Source organism: Streptomyces hainanensis, from assembly GCF_004348415.1.
Taxonomy (GTDB): Bacteria; Actinomycetota; Actinomycetes; order Streptomycetales; family Streptomycetaceae; genus Streptomyces; species Streptomyces hainanensis.
Window position 1 is genome coordinate 13,401 of record NZ_SMKI01000009.1, and the last position, 24,216, is coordinate 37,616.

General features: G+C 71.8%; 20 protein-coding genes. 6 read left to right on the top strand and 14 right to left on the bottom strand.

The window, feature by feature from the left end; all coding sequences use genetic code 11:
- The first annotated feature begins 4 nt into the window (after positions 1 to 4).
- The 3 genes from E1283_RS01625 (at position 5) to E1283_RS01635 (ending at position 3,185) form a co-directional block, all read left to right on the top strand.
- On the top strand, positions 5 to 1,015 hold the full coding sequence (locus tag E1283_RS01625; protein ID WP_132815756.1) for an ABC transporter permease: 1,011 nt from the start codon (positions 5 to 7) through the stop codon (positions 1,013 to 1,015).
- 62 nt (positions 1,016 to 1,077) lie between these two features.
- Positions 1,078 to 2,163 carry an ABC transporter ATP-binding protein gene (locus E1283_RS01630; RefSeq protein WP_425086121.1) on the top strand — a complete coding sequence of 362 codons (1,086 nt, stop codon included), beginning with the start codon at positions 1,078 to 1,080 and terminating at the stop codon, positions 2,161 to 2,163.
- Positions 2,160 to 3,185: an ABC transporter ATP-binding protein gene (locus tag E1283_RS01635; RefSeq protein ID WP_132815759.1), complete on the top strand. Its 1,026-nt coding sequence runs from the start codon at positions 2,160 to 2,162 to the stop codon at positions 3,183 to 3,185. Before E1283_RS01630 ends, E1283_RS01635 begins: the two co-directional genes overlap by 4 nt.
- Before the next feature lie 89 nt (positions 3,186 to 3,274).
- Here the strand turns inward: E1283_RS01635 and E1283_RS01640 are convergent, their stop codons facing one another.
- The 4 genes from E1283_RS01640 to E1283_RS01655 form a co-directional block, all read right to left on the bottom strand.
- A complete protein-coding gene (locus tag E1283_RS01640) occupies positions 3,275 to 3,571 on the bottom strand; it encodes an MTH1187 family thiamine-binding protein (RefSeq protein ID WP_132815761.1) in 297 nt (98 codons plus the stop codon).
- Positions 3,568 to 4,185, bottom strand: coding sequence for a YbjN domain-containing protein (locus tag E1283_RS01645; protein ID WP_132815763.1), 618 nt, complete (start codon positions 4,183 to 4,185; stop codon positions 3,568 to 3,570). The genes E1283_RS01640 and E1283_RS01645 overlap by 4 nt, the downstream gene beginning before the upstream one ends.
- A 124-nt stretch (positions 4,186 to 4,309) precedes the next feature.
- Positions 4,310 to 6,904, bottom strand: a complete 2,595-nt coding sequence (gene clpB, locus E1283_RS01650) for an ATP-dependent chaperone ClpB (RefSeq protein ID WP_132815764.1) — start codon at positions 6,902 to 6,904, stop codon at positions 4,310 to 4,312.
- Positions 6,905 to 7,320: 416 nt separating this feature from the next.
- Positions 7,321 to 8,100, bottom strand: coding sequence for a trypsin-like serine peptidase (locus tag E1283_RS01655; protein ID WP_132815766.1), 780 nt, complete (start codon positions 8,098 to 8,100; stop codon positions 7,321 to 7,323).
- Positions 8,101 to 8,403: 303 nt separating this feature from the next.
- Here E1283_RS01655 and E1283_RS01660 point away from each other — a divergent pair, with 303 nt between their 5' ends.
- Both E1283_RS01660 and E1283_RS01665 read left to right on the top strand, forming a co-directional pair.
- Entirely contained in the window at positions 8,404 to 10,371 is a 1,968-nt protein-coding gene (locus E1283_RS01660) for an N-acetylmuramoyl-L-alanine amidase (protein ID WP_132815768.1), read from the top strand.
- A gap of 39 nt (positions 10,372 to 10,410) precedes the next feature.
- Entirely contained in the window at positions 10,411 to 11,061 is a 651-nt protein-coding gene (locus tag E1283_RS01665) for a phosphatase PAP2 family protein (protein ID WP_165955972.1), read from the top strand.
- Between the two features lie 108 nt (positions 11,062 to 11,169).
- Here E1283_RS01665 and E1283_RS01670 read toward each other — a convergent pair whose 3' ends face one another.
- The 10 genes from E1283_RS01670 to E1283_RS01715 all read right to left on the bottom strand — a co-directional run bounded on the left by E1283_RS01670 (position 11,170) and on the right by E1283_RS01715 (position 21,471).
- Positions 11,170 to 11,634, bottom strand: coding sequence for a heat shock protein transcriptional repressor HspR (locus E1283_RS01670; protein WP_132815772.1), 465 nt, complete (start codon positions 11,632 to 11,634; stop codon positions 11,170 to 11,172).
- 3 nt (positions 11,635 to 11,637) lie between these two features.
- Positions 11,638 to 12,828: a molecular chaperone DnaJ gene (gene dnaJ / locus E1283_RS01675; RefSeq protein WP_132815774.1), complete on the bottom strand. Its 1,191-nt coding sequence runs from the start codon at positions 12,826 to 12,828 to the stop codon at positions 11,638 to 11,640.
- 33 nt (positions 12,829 to 12,861) lie between these two features.
- Positions 12,862 to 13,542, bottom strand: coding sequence for a nucleotide exchange factor GrpE (gene grpE / locus E1283_RS01680; RefSeq protein ID WP_132815776.1), 681 nt, complete (start codon positions 13,540 to 13,542; stop codon positions 12,862 to 12,864).
- Positions 13,539 to 15,392, bottom strand: a complete 1,854-nt coding sequence (gene dnaK / locus E1283_RS01685; RefSeq protein WP_132815778.1) for a molecular chaperone DnaK — start codon at positions 15,390 to 15,392, stop codon at positions 13,539 to 13,541. The genes grpE and dnaK overlap by 4 nt, the downstream gene beginning before the upstream one ends.
- A gap of 132 nt (positions 15,393 to 15,524) precedes the next feature.
- Positions 15,525 to 16,700: a PP2C family protein-serine/threonine phosphatase gene (locus E1283_RS01690; protein WP_243744535.1), complete on the bottom strand. Its 1,176-nt coding sequence runs from the start codon at positions 16,698 to 16,700 to the stop codon at positions 15,525 to 15,527.
- Positions 16,701 to 16,877: 177 nt separating this feature from the next.
- The gene (locus E1283_RS01695; protein WP_132815780.1) at positions 16,878 to 17,630 is read right to left on the bottom strand and encodes a peptidoglycan recognition protein family protein; all 753 of its coding nucleotides are present in this window, start codon (positions 17,628 to 17,630) and stop codon (positions 16,878 to 16,880) included.
- A gap of 22 nt (positions 17,631 to 17,652) precedes the next feature.
- Positions 17,653 to 18,303 carry an NADPH-dependent F420 reductase gene (locus E1283_RS01700; protein WP_132815782.1) on the bottom strand — a complete coding sequence of 217 codons (651 nt, stop codon included), beginning with the start codon at positions 18,301 to 18,303 and terminating at the stop codon, positions 17,653 to 17,655.
- Between the two features lie 72 nt (positions 18,304 to 18,375).
- Positions 18,376 to 19,335 carry an LCP family protein gene (locus E1283_RS01705; protein WP_132815784.1) on the bottom strand — a complete coding sequence of 320 codons (960 nt, stop codon included), beginning with the start codon at positions 19,333 to 19,335 and terminating at the stop codon, positions 18,376 to 18,378.
- A 109-nt stretch (positions 19,336 to 19,444) separates the two neighbouring features.
- The gene (locus E1283_RS01710; RefSeq protein WP_165955973.1) at positions 19,445 to 20,893 is read right to left on the bottom strand and encodes a DHA2 family efflux MFS transporter permease subunit; all 1,449 of its coding nucleotides are present in this window, start codon (positions 20,891 to 20,893) and stop codon (positions 19,445 to 19,447) included.
- Positions 20,890 to 21,471 carry an NADPH-dependent FMN reductase gene (locus E1283_RS01715; protein ID WP_132815788.1) on the bottom strand — a complete coding sequence of 194 codons (582 nt, stop codon included), beginning with the start codon at positions 21,469 to 21,471 and terminating at the stop codon, positions 20,890 to 20,892. The genes E1283_RS01710 and E1283_RS01715 overlap by 4 nt, the downstream gene beginning before the upstream one ends.
- 245 nt (positions 21,472 to 21,716) lie before the next feature.
- Here E1283_RS01715 and E1283_RS01720 point away from each other — a divergent pair, with 245 nt between their 5' ends.
- Positions 21,717 to 23,891: a (Fe-S)-binding protein gene (locus E1283_RS01720; protein WP_132815790.1), complete on the top strand. Its 2,175-nt coding sequence runs from the start codon at positions 21,717 to 21,719 to the stop codon at positions 23,889 to 23,891.
- The last annotated feature ends 325 nt before the right edge of the window (positions 23,892 to 24,216 follow it).

Sequence of the window (24,216 nt, forward strand, 5' to 3'; positions counted from 1 at the left end):
GGCCATGACGACGCAGAACGCAGAGCCGTCCGGGACGGCGAAGGCCCCGGCAGCCGCCGGCGCGGCCGCGGACGCCGCTCAGGGCATGTCCATCGTCGCCCGCTCCCAGGGCCAGTTGGTCAGGCGCCGGTTCCTCCGGCACCGCGGTGCCCTGGCGGGCATGATCCTGTTCTTCATCGTGGTGACGCTCGCCGTCTCCTCGATCGGCGCCGGGCCGATCCCCGGCTGGTGGGACAAGGACCCGACGGAGACCGGTCAGGTGGTCGCGGCGGGTCGGCCCACCCTGTCCGTGCTGCCCGAGTTCCTCGGCGGCGGCGGGTTCCACCTCGGCGAACACCCCTTCGGCCAGGACAACATCGGCCGCGACTACTTCGCGCTCACCATGCGCGGCACCCAGGTGTCGCTGGTGATCGCACTCCTCACCGGCCTGGTCGCCACCCTGGTCGGCACCCTGGTCGGCGCGGTGGCCGGCTACTTCCGCGGCTGGACCGAGTCGGTGCTGATGCGGATCACCGACGTGGTGATCGCCATCCCGACCCTGCTGATCGCCGGACTGATCGGCGTCATCGTCGCCGGGCGCGGCATCGTGATCTTCGCGGTCTTCCTCGGCCTGTGCCTGTGGACGCAGATCGCCCGGCTGGTGCGCGGCGAGGTGCTGGCGCTGCGCGAGAAGGAGTACGTGGAGGCGGCGCGCTCGGTGGGCACCCGCTCCCGGCGGATCATCTTCAAACACATCCTGCCCAACACCATGGGCGTGATCATCGTCTCCGCGACGCTGATGATCGCCAGCGCGGTGCTGACCGAGACCGCGCTCTCCTTCCTGGGGCTCGGCGTGCAGGCGCCCGACACCTCGCTCGGCCGGCTGATCAGCGACTACCGCACGGCGCTCACGGTGCGGCCCTGGCTCTTCTACTGGCCGGGCGCCTTCATCATCGGCATCGCCCTGTCGATCAACTTCATCGGCGACGGGCTGCGTGACGCCTTCGACCCCCGACAGACCCGGGTGCGTGACTGATGTCTTCCCTAACCCCACCTGTGCCCCCCGCGCCGAGCGTGCCGGAGACGGCCGCCAACGTCATCGAGGCCGCCGAGGAGGTGCACGCGGCCAGGACCCTGGCCGACTCGCGACCGCCGGCGGACGAGGAGATCCTGACGGTCGAGAACCTGACCGTCGAGTTCCCGACCGACGACGGCGTGGTGCGGGCCGTCCGCGGCATCAGCTACACGCTGCACGCCCGCGAGGTGCTTGGCATCGTGGGCGAGTCGGGCTCGGGCAAGTCGGTCTCGTCGATGGCCGTGATGGGCCTGCTGCCCAAGAACGCGCGGATCCGCGGCAGCATCCGCTACCGCGGCCAGGACCTGCTGACGATGCGGCCCAACGACCAGCGCTCGCTGCGCGGCCGGAAGATCGCGATGATCTTCCAGGACCCGATGACCTCGCTCAACCCGGTGCGCTCGATCGGCGACCAGCTCGCCGAGGCCGTGCTCGCGCACCACCTGGTGCCGCGCAAGCAGGCACTGGGCCGGGCGAAGGAGATGCTCGACCTGGTCGGCATCCCGCAGGCCGACCGACGGTTGCGGTCCTACCCGCACGAGTTCTCCGGCGGCATGCGGCAGCGCGTGATGATCGCGATGGCGATCATCAACGACCCGGACGTGATCATCGCCGACGAGCCGACCACGGCCCTCGACGTCACCGTCCAGGCGCAGATCCTGGAGAAGCTGCTCGAGGTCAAGGACGAGGTCAACGCGGCGATCCTGATGATCACCCACGACCTCGGCGTGATCGCCGGCATGGCGCACCGCACCCTGGTGATGTACGCGGGCAAGCCGGTGGAGGTCGGCTCGACCGACCAGGTGTTCTACGAGCCTCGCATGCCGTACACCGCGGGGCTGCTCGGCTCCATCCCCTCCCTGGAGGGCGAGCGGGACGGACGGCTGCGGCCGATCGGCGGCACGCCGCCCTCGCTGATCCACCTGCCGGCCGGCTGCCCGTTCTCGCCGCGCTGCCCGCTGGCGACCGACGAGTGCCGGTCAGGCGAGCCGGAGCTCGCGGCCGTGGGCGAGGGCCATCTGGCCGCCTGCCACCACAGCGACACCCTCGCCGAGGCCGAGGACGCCACCGCGTTCTTCCACACGCCCGGCCCAGAGGAGGCCCGATGAGCACGCAGACCGACGTTGCGTCCGCACCCGAGCTGTTGAGGGTCACCGATCTGGTGGTCAACTTCCCGGTGCGCGGCGGCGGGCTGTTCCGCCGGATCGTGGGGCAGGTGCAGGCGGTCAGCGGGGTGTCGTTCTCCGTCGCGGCGGGCGAGACCCTGGGCGTGGTGGGCGAGTCCGGCTGTGGCAAGTCCACCACCGGGCGGGCCCTGCTCCAGCTGATCAAGCCGACCTCGGGCTCGGTGACCTTCGACGGCCAGGAGATCACCGGCCTGTCGGCGACCCAGCTGCGGCCGGTGCAGCGGAAGGCCGGCATGGTCTTCCAGGACCCGTACGCCTCGCTCAACCCCAGGCTGCCGGTGAACGACATCGTCGCCGAGCCGCTGAAGGTGCAGGGCGTCTGGCGCGACGGCGGCAAGGCACGGGTGGCCGAGCTGCTCGAACTGGTGGGCCTGAGCCCGGAGCACGGCAACCGCTACCCGCACGAGTTCTCGGGCGGCCAGCGGCAGCGCATCGGCATCGCCAGGGCACTGGCGCTCGACCCCAAGCTGCTGGTGCTCGACGAGCCCGTGTCGGCGCTCGACGTGTCGGTGCAGGCGGGCGTCGTCAACCTGCTGGAGGACCTCCAGGACCGGCTGGGCGTCGCCTACGTCTTCATCGCCCACGACCTGTCGGTGGTCCGGCACATCTCGGACCGGGTCGCGGTGATGTACCTGGGCAAGGTGGTGGAGACCGGCACCAGGCAGGACGTCTACGAGCGCCCGAGCCACCCCTACACCCAGGCCCTGCTGTCGGCGGCCCCGCTGGCCGACCCGAAGCGGGAACGGGCGCGCCGGCGCACGGTGCTGACCGGGGACGTGCCGAGCCCGCTGTCGCCCCCCAGCGGCTGCCGCTTCCGCACCCGCTGCTGGAAGGCCCAGGACATCTGCGCCACCGAGGAGCCCGTGCTCGAGGACCGGGGCACGGCCCACCCGGTGGCCTGCCACTTCCCCGAGGAGGCGGCCACGGCCGCCCCCGCCGCCTGACCGGTCTTCCCACCCCGCGACCCGGCCGGGTCGCGGGGTGGGAAGCCGGGGAGGCGGGAACCTCTCGGCACTCTCGGCGCTCTGGGCGCTCAGCCCTCGAGAAGCTCGTCGATCCGCCGGACCTTGGCCGTCAGGCCGTCGGTGACGCCGTCCCGCACGTCGGCCTTCAGCACCAGGCTGACCCGGCTCACGCCCCGCTCGCGCACGGCCTCGACGGCGGCCTTCACCACCGCCATCACCTCGTCCCACTCACCTTCGATCGAGGTGAACATCGCGTCGGTGCGGTGCGGCAGCCCGCTCTCCCTGACCACCCGCACGGCCGCCGCGACGTCCTCCCCGACGTCCTCGCCGGCGCCGACGGGCGTCACCGAGAACGCGACGATCACGCGGCACCGCCCCCGGCGCCGCCCTCGGCGTCATCGTCGCCGTCGTTCGTGTCCTGCTGCTCGGAGGACTCGGCGTCCTTCTCCAGGCCGAGGCGCTCGACCAGCCACCGGTCGAACTCGACCGAGGCCCGGACCCAGCTGACCAGGCTCGCCACGAAGTGGTCGAAGCCGACGCCGGCCCCGATCAGCATCTGCACCTCGCCGATCAGCCGCACCGAGCCGTCGTCGTTGGTGTGCGTGTAGACCTTGGGCCAGAGCGTGGTGTGGTTCCACTCGTTGGCGCTCTCCAGCAGCCGCGGCTTGTCGTCGATGGTGTGCGGGCGGTCGTAGAAGGTCCGCACCGACAGGATCCGCTGCTGCTCCTCGCCGCGGAACAGGAAGTAGGTGCGGAAGTCCTTCCAGGGCGCCACCAGGTCGCCCTGCTTGTCCTCCACGTACTTCAGCTTCATCCGGTCGAGCAGCTGCTTGATCAGCTCCTTGTTCGGCATGATCGGCCCCGCCGGCTTGCGCGCCTGCTGCGGTTGGCCGCCTTGCTGGCCGCCGGACTGCTGGCCGCCGGACTGGCGGCCGGGCTGGCCCCCGAAGTTCGGGATTGCGGACGGGTCGACAGACACGGGATAAGTCCCTTCATAGGGTTTCGAAGGCTTCCCCATCCTCCCCCATCACTCCCGGGACATGGCAACCAGTGGCACGGCCCGCGAGCCCGGCCACCCACCGAGGCCCGTCGGCACGGCGCGGTCAGTCACGTTCGGCGACATCCAGTCGCAGCCCCCCGTCCGGACTCGCGTCCACCCGGACCGTGTCGCCGTCCCGCACCTCGCCGGACAGGATTCGCCGGGCCAACGGGTCGCCGATCGCCGTCTGCACCAGGCGCCGCAGCGGCCGGGCGCCGTACGCCGGGTCGTTGCCCTCGTCGGCCAGCCAGCGCAGCCCCAGCTCGGTGACCTCCAGCGTGAGCCGCCGGTCGTCGAGACGCCGCTGCAAGGCGTCGATCTGCAGCCGGGCGATCCGGCCCAGCTCGCCGCCGGTCAGCGCGCTGAACACCACGAGGTCGTCGAGCCGGTTCAGGAACTCGGGCCGGAAGGCGGCCCGCACCGCCGCCAGGACCTCCTCCCGCTGCTCGGACGGCTTGGCCAGCGGGTCGATCAGATGCTGACTGCCGAGGTTGGAGGTGAGGATGAGGATGGTGTTGCGGAAGTCGACCGTGCGTCCCTGGCCGTCGGTCAGCCGCCCGTCGTCCAGCACCTGGAGCAGGATGTCGAAGACCTCGTGGTGCGCCTTCTCCACCTCGTCCAGCAGCACCACGGTGTAGGGGCGGCGGCGGACCGCCTCCGTGAGCTGGCCGCCCTCCTCGTACCCCACATAGCCGGGCGGCGCCCCGACCAACCGGGCCACCGAGTGCTTCTCGCTGTACTCGCTCATGTCGACGCGGACCATGGCCCGCTCGTCGTCGAAGAGGAAGTCGGCCAGTGCCTTGGCGAGCTCCGTCTTGCCGACGCCCGTGGGGCCGAGGAAGAGGAACGAGCCGGTGGGCCGGTCCGGGTCGGCGACCCCGGCGCGGCTGCGCCGCACCGCGTCCGACACGGCCTGGACGGCCTCGGTCTGGCCGATCAGCCGCCGACCGAGCTCCTCCTCCATCCGCAGCAGCTTCTCCGTCTCGCCCTCCAGCAGCCGGCCGGCCGGGATTCCCGTCCAGGCGGAGACGACGTCGGCGATGTCGTCGGGGCCGACCTCCTCCTTGACCATGGTGGACCCGGCCGCCTCGGCCTCCGCCTCGGAGGCGGCGGCCAGCTCCTGCTCCAGCGCCGGGATCTCGGCGTAGAGCAGCTTGGAAGCGGTCTCGAAGTCGCCGTCGCGCTGGGCACGCTCAGCCAGGCCACGCGTCTCGTCGAGGCGCTCCTTGAGCTCGCCGACCCGGTTGAGGCTCTCCTTCTCCTTCTCCCAGCGGGCGGTGAGGCCGCGCAGCTCCTCGTCGCGGTCGGCCAGCTCGCGCCGGATCCGCTCGAGCCGCCCCCGGGACGAGACGTCCGACTCGCCGGCCAGCGCCATCTCCTCCATCCTCAGCCGGTCGACGGAGCGCTGGAGCTCGTCGATCTGGACCGGCGAGGAGTCGATCTCCATCCGGAGCCGGGACGCGGCCTCGTCCACCAGGTCGATCGCCTTGTCGGGCAGGAAGCGCGAGGTGATGTACCGGTCGGAGAGGGCGGCGGCGGCGACCAGCGCGCCGTCGGCGATCTGCACCTTGTGGTGGGCCTCGTAACGGCCCTTGAGCCCACGCAGGATGGCGATGGTGTCCTCCACGCCCGGCTCCGCCACCAGCACCTGTTGGAAGCGCCGCTCGAGCGCCGCGTCCTTCTCGATGCGCTCGCGGTACTCGTCGAGCGTGGTGGCGCCGACCATCCGCAGCTCGCCACGGGCCAGCATGGGCTTCAGCATGTTGCCCGCGTCCATCGCCGAGTCGGCGCCGGCGCCCGCGCCGACGACCGTGTGCAGCTCGTCGATGAAGGTGATGATCCGGCCGTCGCTCTCCTTGATCTCGCCGAGGACGGACTTCAGCCGCTCCTCGAACTCGCCCCGGTACTTTGCCCCGGCCACCATGGCGCCGAGGTCGAGCGAGACCAGCCGCTTGTTCTTCAGCGACTCGGGGACGTCCCCCTTGACGATGCGCTGGGCCAGGCCCTCGACGACGGCGGTCTTGCCGACGCCGGGCTCGCCGATCAGCACCGGGTTGTTCTTGGTGCGGCGGGAGAGCACCTGCACCACGCGGCGGATCTCGTGGTCACGCCCGATCACCGGGTCGAGCCGGCCCTCGCGGGCGGCGGCGGTGAAGTCGGTGCCGAACTTCTCCAGGGCCTTGTAGGTGCCCTCGGGATCGGGGCTGGTGACGCGCTGCCCGCCGCGGCCGCGCTGGAACGCGGCAAGAAGCTTCCTGTCGGTGGCGCCCTGGCGGGCCAGGAGCTCCCCGACGGCCCCGCCGCGCGCCGCGAGGCCGATCAGCAGGTGCTCGGTGGAGATGAACGAGTCGCCGAGCTCCTTGGCGCGCTGCGCGGCGTCCGAGAGGACGGACAGCGTCTCCCGGCTCGGCTGGGGCTTGGCGACGGAGGAGCCCTGGACGCTCGGCAGCCCGCCGAGCACCCGCTCCGCGCCGGAACGGAGCGCGGCCTGGTCGGCGTCGACGGACGCGAGCAGGTCCTGGATGTTCTCGTTCTCCTGCCCGGAGAGCAGGGCGAGCAACAGATGAGCCGGAGTGATGTCCGGGTGACCGTCGGCCAGCGCCCGATCGTTGGCCGCGCTGATCGCCTCCCGGCTTCGGTTGGTGAGCTCCCCGTTCACTTCCGCGCCGCCTCCCTGTAACTGCTACCAACAACGTGCGATAAGTTGAGTCTAAGCCACTCAACCCACAATTCGTCCACTCCTTCGCCTACCCCCTTTCGAGTGAAGAGGATCTTGACGCCTTCCCTGTCGCGCCACCCCCCGGAAAGACTGACCGCCGGTCACGGAGAGGGCGGTGACCGGCGGCAGGGCCGGGCTCGGCCGGATCGGCAAGCGGCACGCCTACGCCCAGGGCGGCATTCCGCTCTGGCTCCTGGCGGATCACGGCCACGACACCGGCAACCCGTTCGGCGAGCCGACCAGGGGCGCCCAGGAGGCGACCACGGGGACGTCGCCTCCGCCCGCTTCGGCGACGCCCTCCCGCCGCCGGCCGTCTTCGGCTTCGCGCCGGACACCGGCGACCTCCTCCGACCCGCTCAGCCACCCGCCGCGGCGAACAGCTCCCGCGCCTCCTCCGGGAACGGCCGGCCCACCACGTGCCCGTCGGCGCTGCCCACCGACATCACCGCGACCACCGTCCCCGACTGGCCGTCCGCCGAGAAGTCCTGGATCCACGGCCCGCCGCTCGAACCGGCGGTCAGATCGCAGTCGTCGAGCACGAGGCCGCCCACGTTGGGCTCCTGGGCTTCGCCCGGGCCCAGCACGTCCGTGTCGCCCTCGCAGTAGCGCAAGGACTCCCCGTCGTAGGGATCGACCGCCGGGTAGCCGAGCACCGCGACCCGACGCCCCTCCGCCACCGGCTCGAACACCAGCCGGTTGGCGCCCCACGCCTCCTGCACCGTCCTGCCGTCCTTCTTCGCCAGCGTGAGGAAGGCGTAGTCGTGCGGCAGCACCTCCACCGTCTCCCGGGTGACGTCCCAGCCCTCCGGGGTGTGCCAGGAGGCGATCCGCCAGCCGTCCTCCCGGTAGCTGTCGTCGTCATGGTCGTAGCCGGGCACGAACCACGCCTCGCGCGGCGGATCCGGGTTCTCCCTGGTCCGCGCGCAGTGCGCGGCGGTGGCCACCACGCTGCCGTTGGGCGCGTCCACGACGGCGCCCGAGCAGAGGCCGAGCCGCCCGCCGCCGGCGTCCCAGATGATCTTGCCCACCGTGGCCACCGTGCCGCCGTCCCACCGCTCGGCGGCCACGGCCGCCGGCGGCGCGGAGAGCCCGGCCAGCGAGACCGCGGCGAGGATCGACAGCAGCGGAGTTTTCATACGGACACCCTGGAAGCCGCGCGGTGGGCCTGTCCAGCCGCCGTCAGCCGATGGAGTGGCGGCGCCGGACCGCCGACCGGTAAAGATCCAGCAAAGCGCGCCGGCGCGCCACCGGTGTGGACCACTGCCGCACCGCAGGCGACACACTCGTCATGGCGAAACCGCTCACCCCCCACCCTGACGTGCAACTCCCGGATATCCGGGGCGCATTGACGACGCTATCCGGCACCACGAGCATGCCCATGCCCACTACCTCCGGAGGCCGACTTGCGAGGACGAGCACCCCGAACCCGTACCATCACCGTGGCTGCCAGCGCGGCCGCGGCCGTCGCCCTGCCCCTGCTGCTGACCGGCCCACCCGCCGCCGCGGACTCCGACGACACGGCGCTGCAGTCCGCCTTCGCCGAGGCCGCCGACCGGTACGACGTGCCGGAGAGCGTGCTGCTCGGCGTCGCCTACCTCGAGTCACGCTGGGACGGCCACCACGGCGCCGCAAGCGTCTCCGGCGGCTACGGCCCGATGCACCTGACGGACGCGGCCACCGCGCTGGCCGAGTCCGCCGGCCACGGCCACCACACGGACGGTGCCGAGGACCCGCGCGGCGACGACTCCCGCCCGGTTCCGGCCGCCGCCGCGGGCGCCCGGGCCGAGACGGCGACCGCGATCACGGCCGCTGCCGTGGCCGAGCAGGCCGCGGTGCGCGCGCCCGCGGCGCGCACCCTGCCGCGCGCCGCGGACCTCACCGGAATCCCCGCCGACGAGCTCCGCACCAGCGAGGCCGCCAACGTCGCCGGCGGCGCCGCGCTCCTCGCCCAGGCCCAACGCGAGCTCGGCGGCCCGCCCAGCGACGACCCCGCCGACTGGTACGCCGCCGTCGCCGGCTACGCGGGCGCCGAGACCCGGGAGGCCGCCCAGGTCTTCGCGGACGACGTCTACGACCTGATCGCCACGGGCGCCACCCGCGTCACCGACAGCGGCCAGCGCGTGACCCTGGCCCCCGCCGACATCACGCCCGACACCGCCACCGTCGACGCGCTGGGGCTGCCGAGCCAGGGTCGGGACCCCGAGGTGGAGTGCCCGCGGAGCGTGGCCTGCGACTGGATCCCCGCCCCCTACCAGGAGCTGGGCGACGGCGACTACGGCAACCACGACCTCGCCGACCGGCCGAACTCCCAGGACGTCGACTACATCGTCATCCACGACACCGAGGCCACCTGGGAGACCACTCTCGACCTGGTGCAGGACCCGACCTACGTCTCCTGGCACTACAGCCTGCGCTCCTCGGACGGCCAGATCGCGCAACACCTGCGCACCAGGGACGTCGGCTGGCACGCCGGCAACTGGTACGTCAACGCCAAGTCGATCGGCCTCGAACACGAGGGGTTCCTCACCGATCCCGACGCCTGGTACACCGAGGCGATGTACCGCACCTCGGCCCGCCTGGTGCGGTACCTGGCCCGCGAGTACGACATCCCGCTCGACCGGCACCACATCGTCGGCCACGACAACGTCCAGGGCCCGACCAACGCCAACGTCTCCGGCATGCACACCGACCCCGGCCCCTACTGGGACTGGTCGCACTACTTCGACCTGCTCGGCGCCCCCCTCCACGCCACGGCCGGCCCACGCGGCGGCCTGGTCACCATCGCGCCGGACTACGACACCAACACCCCCTCCTACGTGAACTGCGGCGGCACCGGCACCCCGTGCGAGCCGCACGGTTCGGGCGCCGTCCGGCTGTACACCGCCCCGAGCCCCGACGCGCCGCTGGTCCGCGACATCGCCACCCACCCGGGCAGCGGCGGCGCGTCCTCGACCGGCGTGAACGACGTGGGCGCCCGCGCCTCGGCCGGCCAGACCTTCGCGGTCGCCGACCGCGAGGGCGACTGGACGGCCATCTGGTACCTCGGCCAGAAGGCCTGGTTCCACAACCCGGCCGACGCGCCGACCGCCGTCAACTCCCGGGGCCCGGTCGTCACGGGCAGGCCGGGCGCGACCACCATCCCGGTCTACGGCCGCGCCTACCCGGAGGCCACCGCCTACCCGGCGGACGTCCCGGTCCAGTCGGTGGTGCCGCTCGCCTACGAGATCCCGGCCGACCAGGAGTACGCGGTCGGGCTGCGCACCGACAGCGAGTACTACCGGGCCGTCACCTTCGACCCCGCCGACCACCAGGTGGTGCGCGGCGAGGAGTACTACCAGATCCAGCTCGGCCACCGGATCGGCTTCGTCCGCGCGGCCGACGTGCGGCTCGGCTGGTCGGGACACTGACCAACCGGGCTTTCGGCGGGGCTCGTTACGATGGGAACGATGCCCCGCCGAACGCTCGTCATCGCCGCCCTGGCCGCCGCCGCGCTGGCCGTGCTCATGATCACCGTGGCGGTCAGGGACGGCGCACCCTTCGCCCTCGACTCCAGGCTGCACGACTGGGCCGTCGACCACCGAAGCCCCACCTGGACCACCACCTTCAAGGCGATCACCGACACCGGAAGCGGCCCTCCCGCCATGGTCCTGGGCGCGATCGCCGGCGCGCTGGCCATGCCGCGCCGATGGTGGCTGGGCGCGGTGGTCGGGCTCGGCACCCTGCTGGTCGGGATGCTGTTCCGCTGGCTGCTGGTCAACTGGCTGGGCCGTCCCCGGCCTCCGGTCGCCGACTGGCTCACCCACCCGGACAACCCGTCGATGCCCTCCGGTCACGCCGGCACGTCCGGCATGATCGCCATCGGCTTCGCCCTGGTGCTGTCGCGCCACCTACCCCGCGCCGTCGCGTACGGCCTGCCAGCCGTCTGGGCCGTGCTGGTCGGCGCCAGCCGGGTCTACCTCGGCGTGCACTGGGCCACCGACATCCTCGCCGGTTGGCTCTACGCGATCGCCTTCACCGCCCTCGTGCTCCCGCCGCTCGCCACCGCCCTGGCGAAGGCGCGCGGTCATGACACCCGCGAGCGAGAGCGACAGCCGTAGCCGCCGCGGACTCCCCACCGCCCGCCGAGGGGTCGGCGCTCGGGAGGTATTGGCCGAAGCCGAGGTGCCGCACGGCCGTCGGTGGTGACCGGCCGGCGGTCAGTTCGGTCAGCGCCCGCGGTCGGGCCGCCAGACGACGATCGCCGAGGACTGCCTGACGTCCTGATAGGGCACCAGGTCACGCCGGTAGGAGGCGTGCACCTGCGCCTCCCGCTGGCGCATCGCCGACGCGGCGCCCTCCACGGCCGCCTGGAGCTCGGCCACCTGCGCCTGGAGCGTCGCGACCTGGGTCTGCAGCGCGATGATCTGCTTGATCCCGGCGAGGTTGATGCCCTCGTCCTGGGAGAGCCGCTGCACCTCCCGCAGCAGCTGGATGTCGCGCGCCGAGTACCGCCGGCCGCGGCCGGCGGTACGGTCCGGCGAGACCAGCCCGAGCCGGTCGTACTGCCTGAGAGTCTGCGGATGCAGCCCGGAGAGCTGCGCCGCGACGGAGATGACGTATACCGGCGTGTCCTCGGTCAGCTCGTAGGGGTTCCCATAGGAGTTACTACTCGGTCCGTGCCGGCCGTCCATCTCTTACTCTCCCTTCGCGGCCTCGAACAGCCCTGCCCGAGGATCCTCGCCCTCTGCTGCCGCGCGGTACTCCTCCAAGGCGTTGCGCGCTCTGTCACCCAGATCGCGGGGCACCGCGATCTCGATCGTCACCAGCAGGTCGCCCCGGGAACCGTCCTTGCGCACCGCGCCCTTGCCACGCGCTCGCATGGTGCGGCCGGCCGGGGTACCCGGTGGCAACTTCAGGGTGACGGGAGGACCACCGAGCGTCGGCACCTTGATCTCACCACCCAGCGCCGCCTCCGGGAAGGTGACGGGCACGGAGATGGTGAGATTGTCACCTCGCCTGCCGAATATCGGATGTTCGTCCACATGGACGACGACATACAGGTCGCCGTTGGGCCCTCCGCGCTCGCCGGGCGCGCCCTTGCCACGCAGCCGGATCCGCTGACCGTCGTCGACGCCCGCCGGGATACGCACCTGCATGGTGCGCGAGCTCGTGGCCCGCCCGCTGCCGCGGCAGACCGAGCACGGGTCCTGGGCGATCAGGCCGCGCCCCTTGCAGTCCACGCACGGGTCGGTGAGCGAGAAGCCGCCCCCGCCGCCGCGACTGACCTGGCCGGTGCCGACACACGTCGGGCAGACCCGCGGTGTGCCGTTCTTGTCACCGGTGCCGGAACACGCCTTGCACGCCGCGCTGGACGACATCCGCAGCGGAACGGTGGCCCCCGATACCGCCTCGGTGAAGCTGAGGGTCACCTCGGACTCGATGTCCTGGCCCCGGCGCGGACTGGTGCGGGTGCCCGCGCCGCCCCGGTTGAACAGGCCGCCGAACACGTCCCCGATGCCGCCGCCGAAGCCACCGGCAGCCCCGCCGGGGCCCGGGCCAGGACCGGTGCCCTGCGGGCCGCCGAACAGGTCGCCCAGGTCGAAGTTGAACTGACCGCCGGCACCGGGCCCCGGCCGGAAGCCGCCGTTGCCGAAGAGGGCGCGTGCCTCGTCGTACTCCTTGCGCCGCTTCGCGTCCCCGAGCACGTCGTAGGCCTCGGAGACGTCCTTGAAGCGGTCCTCGGCGCGCGCGTCCCCCTTGTTGGCGTCCGGGTGGTTCTCCCGGGCCAGCTTGCGGTACGCCTTCTTGATCTCGGCCTCGGTGGCGTCACGAGGAACGCCGAGGACCTTGTAGTAGTCCTTCTCGATGAAGTCCTTGGTGCTCATCCCCGGCGTTCCTCCTTCCCCACCACCGTGGCGTCAGCCCTCGTCAGGGCCACCGCCGTTGTCCTTCTCGGGCGCGCTCTCGTCCTGGTCGGCGGGCTTGCCCGGCTGCGGCTCGGCCACTCCGACCCTGGCCGGGCGAATCGTCCGGTCGCCGATTCGGTACCCCGGCTGGAGAATCTGCACGCACGTGGTCTCCGCGACGTCCGGCGAGTAGCTGTGCATGAGGGCCTCGTGGATCATTGGGTCGAAGGGCTCGCCCTCCTTGCCGAACTGGGCGAGGCCCATCTTCGCCGCCACCATCTCGAGCGACTCCGCGACGTGCTTGAAGCCGCCGAGCAGCTCGCCGTGGTCCCGCGCGCGACCGATGTCGTCCAGCACCGGCAGCAGCTCGGTAAGGAGGTTGGCGATCGCCACCTCCTTGACGGCGATCCGGTCGCGCTCGACACGCCGGCGGTAGTTCTGGAACTCCGCCTGGAGCCGCTGCACGTCCTGGGTGCGCTCGTTCAGCGCCGAGCGAGCCTGGTCGAGCTGAGCGGTCAGCGCCACGTCCTGGAGGTCGACCGCCGACGGCTCGGGGATCGCGTCCCCGGCCGCCGCGTCCCCGCCGGCCCGCTCGGGGGACTCGGCGGCGGACTCGGCCGGCACGTCCTGGTTCGCCGCCTCGGCGTCGGGGACCTCAGGCTCCTTGTCGAAGCCCTGCGGGTCCTGCGTCACGCGGCACCGCCCTTCGGCTTGTCGTCGTCCACGATCTCGGCGTCGACGACGTCCTCGTCGGCACCCTGCGCGCCGGGCGCCCCACCCGGCGCCGCGCCACCGGCGGCCTGGGACGCCTGGGCGTCCGCGTACATGGCCTGGCCGAGCTTCTGGCTGGTGGCGGCCAGCTTCTCGGACGCCTCACGGATGGCCGCGGTGTCCTCGCCCTTCAGCTGCTCGGCCAGCTCGGCGATGGCGGTCTCGACCTCGGTCTTGACGTCGCCGGGGACCTTCTCCCCGTTCTCCTTGAGGAAGTTCTCCGTGGTGTACTTCAGCTGCTCGGCCTGGTTGCGGGTCTCGGCGGCCTCGCGGCGGCGCTTGTCCTCCTCCGCGTACTGCTCGGCGTCGCGCATCATCCGCTCGATGTCGTCCTTCGGAAGCGCGGAGCCTCCGGTGACGGTCATGCGCTGCTCCTTGCCGGTGCCGAGGTCCTTGGCGGAGACGTGCATGATGCCGTTGGCGTCGATGTCGAAGGTGACCTCGATCTGGGGGATCCCACGCGGCGCCGGCGGAAGGCCGGTCAGCTCGAACATGCCGAGCTTCTTGTTGTAGGCCGCGATCTCGCGCTCGCCCTGGTAGACCTGGATCTGCACGGACGGCTGGTTGTCCTCGGCCGTGGTGAAGATCTCCGAGCGCTTGGTCGGGATCGTGGTGTTGCGCTCGATCAGCTTGGTCATGATGCCGCCCTTGGTCTCGATACCGAGGGACAGCGGGGTGACGTCGAGCAGCAGGACGTCCTTGACCTCGCCCTTGAGCACACCGGCCTGGAGGCTGGCGCCGATGGCCACGACCTCGTCCGGGTTGACGCCCTTGTTGGCGTCCTTGCCGCCGGTGAGCTCACGCACCAGACCGGCGACGGCGGGCATCCGGGTCGAGCCACCGACCAGCACCACGTGGTCGATCTCGGACAGCTGGATGCCGGCGTCCTTGATCACGTTGTGGAACGGGGTCTTGCAGCGCTCCAGCAGGTCGGAGGTCAGCTGCTGGAACTGCGCCCTGGTGAGCTTCTCGTCCATGTGCAGCGGGCCCTCGGCCGAGGCCGTGATGTAGGGCAGGTTGATCGTGGTCTCGGTGGAGGAGGAGAGCTCGATCTTCGCCTTCTCGGCGGACTCGCGCAGCCGCTGGAGGGCCATCTTGTCCTTGGAGAGGTCGACGCCGTGCGCGTTGGCGAACTGGCGGACCAGGTGGTCCACGACGCGCTGGTCCCAGTCGTCGCCGCCGAGGTGGTTGTCGCCGTTGGTGGCCTTGACCTCGACCACGCCGTCGCCGATCTCGAGCAGCGAGACGTCGAAGGTGCCGCCACCGAGGTCGAAGACGAGGATGGTCTGGTCGTCCTTCTCCAGGCCGTAGGCGAGGGCGGCCGCGGTCGGCTCGTTCACGATCCGCAGCACGTTCAGGCCGGCGATCTCGCCGGCCTCCTTGGTGGCCTGGCGCTCGTGGTCGTTGAAGTACGCCGGGACGGTGATCACCGCGTCGGTGACCTTCTCGCCCAGGTACGCCTCGGCGTCCCGCTTGAGCTTCTGCAGGATGAAGGCGCTCATCTGCTGCGGGTTGAAGTCCTTGCCGTCCAGGCCGATCTTCCAGTCGGTGCCCATGTGGCGCTTGACCGACCGGATCGTCCGGTCCACGTTGGTGACGGCCTGGCGCTTGGCCACCTCGCCGACCAACACCTCGCCGTTCTTCGCGAAGGCCACAACGGACGGCGTGGTCCTGGCGCCCTCGGCGTTGGTGATGACGGTGGGCTCACCGCCTTCGAGAACACTGACGACGGAGTTCGTCGTACCCAGGTCGATGCCGACCGCACGTGCCATTTCGGTTTCCTCCGACTGCTTGACGTCGCTGGCTTGAGCGTAACTGGCTCAAGACTGCCTCAGCCGACACCTCCAGTCAAATGACCTGAGCGAACCCGACTCAACTCTTATCCTGGCCTTACACTCAATCGATTACTCTGCGTGACCATGAGAGTTCTTCAAACCCGCGTCCAAGGCCACCTCACCCTCGACATCCGGATCCGAGCCCGTGTCCGTGTCTGGTTCGGAGTCCAGGCTGAGGCAGAGGAGCGCCACGTCGTCCCTGATCTCCTCGGCGAAGGTCGTGACATCCCGCCAGACGAAGTCCACCACGGCGCTCGGCGGCAGCCCACCGTCCGCCCCGAGCCGGCTGGTGAGCCGGTCGAGCAGCGGGTAGAACGCGCCGTCCGGCCCCCGGGCCTCCGTCACCCCGTCCGTGAAGCCCAGCAGCAGATCGCCGGCCGCGAGCTCGACGGCGGTGAGCCGCGGCGCGCCCGCGCCGGGCACCCCGAGCCCGAGCGGCGGTCCCGGCGCGGCGGTCAGCTCGCGCACCGCGCCGTCCCGGAGCAGCAGCGGCGGCGGATGCCCGCAGCTCACGACCCGGACCAACGCCCCGCCCGGAGGAAACTCGAGCAGAAGCGCCGTGGCGAACAGCTCGGCCCGGTCGCCCGCCTCGAGCCGCAGCCGCCGGTCGAGCCGCGCCGCCACGCCCTCGAGCCCCGCCTCGTCGAGCACCGCCTCCCGAAAGGTTCCGAGAATCGAGGCCACGGTGCCCACCGCGGCGACTCCGTGCCCCTGCACGTCCCCGACGAGCGCCCGCACACCGCGCGGCCCCGCCCGCACGTCGTAGAGGTCCCCGCCGACCAGCGCCCCGCGCTGCGCGGCGCGGTACAGCCCGGCGCATCGCACCGGTCCCACCCGTTCCGGAAGCGGCGGAAGCACCGCGCGCTGGGCGGCCTCCGCGACACTGCGGAACACCACCAGGTCGCGGGTGTAGCGCGCCCTGAGCCACGACACCAGCACACTGAACACGGTGATGGCCGCAACCGCGGCCAGGTCGCCCCCGGAGACGTGCCCGGGGCGGGTCACGGGAAGCGCGAGCAGCACCACCACCGCGGCGCCGAGCACCGTCGTCAGCCCCGGTCCGTAGATCAGCCCCGTCAGCGGAGGAAGCGCGGACAACAGGTAGCCGAACTGCTGGGAGCGCGGCTCGGCCAGTTGGGCGACCGCCGTGCCGATCAGCAGCGCGGCCGGCAGCAGGCGCAGCCAGCGCGGCAGCACCTGGGCGGGCCCGGCACCGGGCAGCGGGCCCGGAAGAGGCAGCGTCACGGCGGCGCCGGCCGCGCGGCCGCCGGGCGCCCGGGCAGCAGCCGTCTCGGAGGGGCGCTCATGCCGTCATCGTCACCGGCGCGCGGCCCGCGCTCCAAGGAGGCACCGCAGCCGATGCCCCGGCCGGGCGCCGCGGCCGAGCCGGCCCGGGGCGCGGCGGTCGGGCGCCGCGCACGCTCAGCCATGCGCGGCGCTCCGCAGCCGGGCCGCCTCCGCGCGGATCTCGGAAAGCTTGGTGTACAGCACGTCGCCCGGGCAGTAGGTCTCCACGATGTCGCGATGCCCGGAGATCACGTCGAGCTCCGCCGGGTCGCCGGCCGGCACCCGGCTGTCGTCGTTGGTGGAGACCATCCGCACCTCGCCCCGCGGATCGGTGCCGGGCCGCAGCTTCCAGGCCGCGATCTTGGCGATCGCCGACACCAGCACCGCGGGCACGCTGCCCTCGGTGCCGAAGTCGCCGAGCGCCGCGACACCCACGCTGTCCGCGTTGAAGCCCGTGGTGTGCGCTCCCTGCACGAAGCGGTCGGCTCCGCCGCCGCGGCCCTCGTAGATGGTGCCGCAGCGGTCGACCACGAAGTTGTACCCCACGTCGTCCCAGCCCTTCCACAGCACGTGGTCCTGCTGCATGCCTCGCAGCAGCTCCGGCACGTCGGCGCAGTCGTAGTCGTCCGGGTGGTTGGTGTGGTGCACGAAGACGGCCCGGGCGGCCCCGGTGTAGGTCACGGGCTCGGTGCGCAGTTCCTCGTCGGCACCCCAGCTCGCGCGCGTGACGACGGGGGGCGCGGCCGTGGGCCGCTCCACGGCCGGAAACGAGCGCTCGGCGGCGGCCGGCGGCGTGGCTCCGCCGACGAACGGCGGCGCGTCCCAGGTCACCAGGCTGGCGATGGGCAGGATGGCGGCGGCCCACAGGGCGATCCGGCGAACCCACATGCGAACTCCCGAGGTCCGGCCCTCAGGGCAGGATCTTGACGGCGCTCGACCAGTTGAGGCCGAGTCGCTCCTGGGCCGCCATGTGAAGGAACTGGAATGCCTCCAGCTCCCGGGCGCGGCGTAGCGGTCCCACGTCCAGCGGCCGCAGGCCGCCGGAGGCGGCCAGTTCGGCCACGGCTCGCTTGGCGTCCTCGTCGTCGCCCGCGATCAGTACGTCCAGCGGTTGTCCGGCCACCTGGCCTGACAACAGGGTCGCGGCGAAGGTGGTGTTGAAGGCCTTCACCACCGGGGCGCCGGGGGCGGCCTCGGCCGCGATCTCCTCGGCCGCCGAGGTGCCGGCCGGCACCGCCAGCGAGTCGAAGGTGGAGAAGTCCACCGGGTTGCAGATGTCCACGACGACGGACCCGGTCAGGGCGGTTCCGTAGTCGGCGGCCACCTCTCGGCCGGCCGGGTAGGGCACGGCGAGCACCACCAGGTCCGCGTCCTCGACGGCGATCGCGTCGGACTGGTGCACGTCGTCGTCACCGCCGGGAGCCGCCCGGCGCAGTTCGTCGGCGAGGGCGGCCGCCTGCTCGGCGGAGCGGCCGACCAGCCGCACCGTGTGCCCGCCGGCCAGCGCGCGGGTCGCTATGCCACGGGCCATGCTGCCCGTGCCCACAATGGTGATGATCACCTCTCCATGCCAGCACGGGCGTCGGGAGCACGCATCTCGGCCGACGGCCGGGCCCCGTGCTCCGACGGGTGCTCAGGCCCGCTCCGGCAGCGGCCGGTCGGCGAGCAGGTCGGCGAAGAGCTCGTCGGCGAGTTGCTGGTCGAGAGTCAGCCGGTTGGGTCGCTCGGGGTGGGGCACCGTGGGCACGGTGTGGAAGGTGACGCCGCGGTCCGGCACCGCCCGCAGATCGGCCACCAGGGCGGACAGCGCGTCGAGCGAGTCGAGCCCGGGGTCGGCGGTGATCGACGAGGTCACCGCGGCCAGCACTGGGTAGAGCTTGGCCGGGTTGGCGAGGGTGCCCTGGGTGGTCACCTTCTCGTAGACGCGGCCGAGGAACTCCTGCTGCCGTAGGAGCCGGTTGAGGTCGCTGCCGTCGCCGACGTAGACCCGGGCCCTGACGTAGGCGAGTGCCTGCTCGCCGTCGAGCAGGTGGCGGCCGGCGCTCAGGTCGTGGCCCACGTTGGGGTCGTGCTCGTCCTGGGCGAGCTCCACCTCCACCCCGCCGACGGCGTCCACGATGTCCGCGAAGCCCTCGAAGCCGACGACGACGTGGTGGTCGACGCGGACCCCGGCCAGCTGTTCGAAGGTGCGGATTGTGCAGGCCGCCCCGCCGAACTGGAACGCCCAGTTGAACTGTGCGTGCTGCGGCTCGCTGGTCGTGCCGTCGGGGGTGCGGCAGCCGGGGATGTCCACGACGATGTCGCGCGGCACGTTGACGGCCTCGGCCCGCTCGCCGTCGCCGGACAGGTGCAGCAGCAGCACCGTGTCGGAGCGGGCGTTTCCGGTGCCCGAGCCGAAGTCCTCGCCGATCACGAGGACGTTCCTGGCCTTTCCGGTGCCCGCGTGGGGCCGTTCCGCGGCGTGCGCGTCGAGTTCGCGCGTCGCGGCGTGGTCGGTGCGGATGTTGCCCTCCAGCGAGTGGAAGGCCCACAGGGCGGTACCGGCCGCGATGGCGAGCAGCGCGCCGAAGGCGAGAAGCAGCCACCACAGCACTCCATGACCGCGTGACGTGTGTGCGAACAAACGACAGCCCAGCCTTCCGGTGCGCGCTCGATGTCGGTCCATCGTGCGCGCACCGGAGGCCCATTGGAGGCTTTTGGGATTATTTGTCCGCGACTTCCCTCGATCGGACGTCGACCGGCCGGTCGACGGGCCCGTCTCCCGCGACCGGTTCCGGGGGCCGCCCGGAGATCAGCAGCGCCGGCAGCGCCGCGGCGGCCATGACCAGTACGCCCCAGACATAGGTGTGCTGGTAGCCACCGGCCAGCGCGGCCGGATCACCGGCTCGGGACGAGGCGGAGAGCTGCCCGGCCAACACCATGGAGATCATCGCGGGGCCGATGGCCCCGGCAACCTGTGAGGTGATGTTGAGCAGGGTGGAGGCGGCCGGCGCGTCCGCCGCGGAGATGGCGCGGGTGGCCGCGGCGATGTTCGGCATCATCACCATGCCCACCCCGGTCCCCGTCACCGCCAGGGCGATCCCCAGCCGGAGGTAGGGCGTGTCCGGCCCGGCCTGGGCGGCGAAGGCGGCGAGCCCGGTCGCCGCCAGCAGGACCCCGGGCAGCACGATCAGCCGCGGCGGGACCCGGTCTATCAGCCGGCCGGCCACCTGCATCATGGTTCCGGCGGCCAGCCCGAGCGGCGCGCACAGCAGCCCGGAGACCAGCACCGAGGTGTCGCGCACGTCCTGGTAGTACATGGGCGCCAGGAGCATCGACCCGAAGTAGCCGGTGACGAAGAGCAGCGAGGTCACGGCCCCGACCGCCAGTGGCCGCCGCCGCAGCAGCCGCAGGTCGAGCAGCGGCTCGTCGACCGTCAGCGCCCGCACCACGAATCCGGTCACCAGCGCGATCCCCGCGACCACCGGCAGGAACGACGTGGGGCTGCCGAGTCCGTCCGTCCCCTCACTGGCGCGGGTCAGCCCGTAGATCACGGCGGCGAGCCCCGGCGAGAGCATCAGCAGCCCCGGCACATCGAGCCGGCGGCCCGGCCGCGGCGCGTCCGGCGGGAGGATCCGGCGGGCCAGCACCACGGTGAGCAGCCCGATCGGCAGGTTGATGAAGAACATCCAGCGCCAGGAGATCTCGTCCACCAGCCAGCCGCCGAGCACCGGCCCGGCGACCGGCCCCACCAGGATGGGCAGCCCGAGCAGCGACATCATGGCGCCCTGCCTGCCTTCCTGGGCGGCGACCCGGATGATGATCGCCATGCCCACCGGCATCACCATGCCGCCGCCGAGCCCCTGGAGCACCCGGAAGCCGATCAGCGACTCCGCGTTCCAGGCCAGCCCGGCGAGGCCCGAGCCGATCGTGAACAGGCCCATGGCCATCAGGTAGAGGCGCCGGCTGCCGAACCGCCCCATGGCCCAGGCCGTGGCCGGGATGACCGCGGCCAGGGCGAGCGTGTAGCCGGAGGCGATCCACTGGATGGTGGTGAGCGGCACGTCGAACTCGCGGGCCAGCGGGTTCAGCGCGACGTTGACGATCGTGGTGTCCAGGACCGTCGTCAGCGCGCCGAGCACGATGACGCCGGCGACCGCCCGGGCGTTCACGAGGCGTACGGGCGGGTCGCCCGGGCGTCGCGGAGCACATGACCCCACCAGGCGAGTTGGTCGAGCATCGCCTTGGCGGCCCGCCCGCACCCCTCGGTGTCCACCGGCCGGCCGGCGGCGTCGAAGCGCTCCCAGGCGTTGTGGAAGCTCACGGTGTCCCGGATGGTGACGGCGTGCAGCTCGGCGAAGACGACCCGCAGGTGCTCGACCGCCCGCAGACCGCCGGACATGGCGCCGTAGGAGACGAAGGCGACGGGCTTGGCCTGCCACTCCCCGCGGTGCCAGTCGATCACGTTCTTGAGCGCCGCCGGATAGCTGTGGTTGTACTCGGGGGTGACCACGACGAAGGCGTCCGCCGCGGCCAGCCTGGGCGCCAACGGCCCCGGGGTGGGGTCCGCGCCGTACCCGCCCATGTCCAACGGCAGCTCCGCCTCCGCCACGTCCACGACGTCCGCCGTCATGTCGGATCGTCGCCGCACCTGATCCGCGGTCCAGGCCGCGACCGCCGGCCCGAACCTGCCCGCCCTCACGCTGCCACCGATCACCGCGACGGCCAGCTCACGTCGTTCCCGCTCCATGCGTACGTCCCCTTTCCCGGACACGCTTCCCGTGCACGGGTCAGGCTGGTATCTCAACATAACTTGAAGTCAAGCCGTGCCCGCTGACGGGCGGCCGAGGCGGCCGACAGGGCTGAAGTCGATCCGCTGGCCAGGTGAAGTTACCCTCCAGTAGGATTTCGCTGAGCTATCTTGCAAGCCCTCGTCGCCCCGGCAGCCAGCCGGGCCGCGGCCCCGCCCCGTCCGCTCGCCGAGGAGCCGCCGTCATGCAACTCGTCGCGATCGTCGTCACGCTGGTACTCACCGCGGTCGCCGTCGCGCTGTTCGGCCGGGCCGTCGTGGAGATCGTCCGCCGTCTCCGCCTCGGCCAGCCCGTGCCGAAGGGACAGCGCACCGACAGCCCCCGCCAGCGCACCCTGACCCTGGCCCGCGAGTTCGTGGGTCACACCCGGATGAACCGCTGGGCACCCGTCGGCATCGCGCACTGGTTCGTGGCGATCGGCTTCCTCACCCTCGGCCTGACCATCCTCCAGGCCTTCGGCCAGCTCTTCCGGGCGGACTGGACGCTCCCCGTGCTCGGCGGGTTCGTCCCCTACGAGATGTACGTCGAGTTCATCGCGCTGATGACGACCCTCGGCATCGCGGCCCTGATCGTCATCCGGCAGCTCAGCCTGCCCTCCAGGGCCGGCCGCAAGTCCCGGTTCGCCGGCTCCACCGCCTGGCAGGCCTACTTCGTCGAGTACGTCATCCTCACCATCGGCGTCTGCATCCTGCTGCTCCGCGGCCTCGAGGGCGCCCTGCACCACGTCGCCGGCTACGAGGCGTCCTACTTCGTCACGTACCCGCTGGTCGCCGCCTTCGACGGGCTGTCCACCGGCGCCCTGCAGAACCTGGTCTACCTCGTTGCCCTGATCAAGCTCGGCACCACCATGGTCTGGGCCATCACGGTCGGCCTCAACACCGACATGGGCGTCGCCTGGCACCGCTTCCTGGCCTTCCCCAACATCTGGTTCAAGCGGAACGCCGACGGCGCCGCCGCCCTCGGCGCACTCCAGCCCATGACCTCGGGCGGCCAGCCCATCGACTTCGAGGACCCCGACGAGGACGCCCAGTTCGGTGTCTCCCAGATCGAGCACTTCTCCTGGAAGGGCCTGCTCGACTTCTCCACCTGCACCGAGTGCGGCCGCTGCCAGTCCCAGTGCCCCGCCTGGAACACCGGCAAGCCGCTCTCGCCCAAGCTGCTGATCATGTCCCTGCGGGACCACGCACACGCCACCGCGCCCTACCTGCTGGCCGGCGAGAGCAACGAGACCACCGAGCGCCCGCTGATCGGCACCGCCGACCAGAACGGCGTGATCGACCCCGACGTCCTCTGGTCCTGCACCACCTGCGGCGCCTGCGTCGAACAGTGCCCCGTCGACATCGAGCACGTCGACCACATCGTCGACATGCGCCGCTACCAGGTGATGATCGAGTCCTCGTTCCCCAGCGAGGCCGGCACCATGCTCAAGAACCTGGAACGCAAGGGAAACCCCTGGGGTCTGGCCAAGAAGAAGCGCCTGGAGTGGACCCGGGAGGTCGACTTCGACATCCCCGTGGTCGGCCAGGACGTCGAGAACCTCACCGACATCGAGTACCTCTACTGGGTCGGCTGCGCCGGCGCCCTGGAGGACCGCGCCCGGAAGACCACCAAGGCCTTCGCCGAACTGCTGCACATCGCCGGCGTCTCCTTCGCGATCATGGGCGGCGACGAGTCGTGCACCGGCGACTCCGCCCGCCGCCTGGGCAACGAGTTCCTGTTCCAGCAGCTCGGCCAGCAGAACGTGGAGACCCTCAACGAGGCCGCCGCCAAGAAGATCGTCACCACCTGCCCGCACTGCTTCAACACCATCGCCAACGAGTACCCCCAGCTCGGCGGCCACTACGAGGTCATCCACCACACCCAGCTGCTCCAGCACCTGGTCGACGCCGGCAGGCTGCTCCCGGTCACCCCCGTCGAGGGTCTGATCACCTACCACGACCCCTGCTACCTCGGCCGCCACAACAAGGTCTACACCCCGCCACGCGAGATCATCGGCCGCGTCCCCGGCCTGCGCAACGAGGAGATGCACCGCCACAAGGAGCGCGGCTTCTGCTGCGGCGCCGGCGGCGCCCGCATGTGGATGGAGGAGCGCATCGGCAAGCGCGTCAACGACGAACGCGTCGACGAGGCGCTCTCGCTCAACCCCGACATCATCTCCACCGCCTGCCCGTTCTGCCTCGTCATGCTGACCGACTCGGTCAACGGCAAGCAGGCCGCCGACACCGCGGGCGCGATCAAGGACGACCTCAGGGTCGTGGACGTCGCCCAACTCCTCCTCGAATCCGTCCGCAAACCGGACAACGGGGACGCCAAGGCACCCGCTTCCGCCCCTGAACCCGCTCCGGAACCGGCCGGATAGCGCCCTTGTCCCGCCCGTTCGGGCATGTCATGATCGCCGCGACCGGGCGGAGGGCGGGTTGCCGGGGGAGTCGAGCGGGCCTGGGGAACGTCCACACCGCGCTCGCGGCGACGGGCGAGGCTCATCTCGACCCCTCCGGCGCATTCCCACCGCCGAGACGCGGTACGTTCGTACTCGTGGCCGGTTTCAGGAACGATCGCGACGACCAGCAGCCCCCGTACGGACAACCGCCGTACGGGCAGCACCCCACCTATCCGCAACCCGCTCCCGGTGGCTCACCCCCGGGCTACGGCTCGCCCGACCCGTACGCGGCGCAGCCCTACCC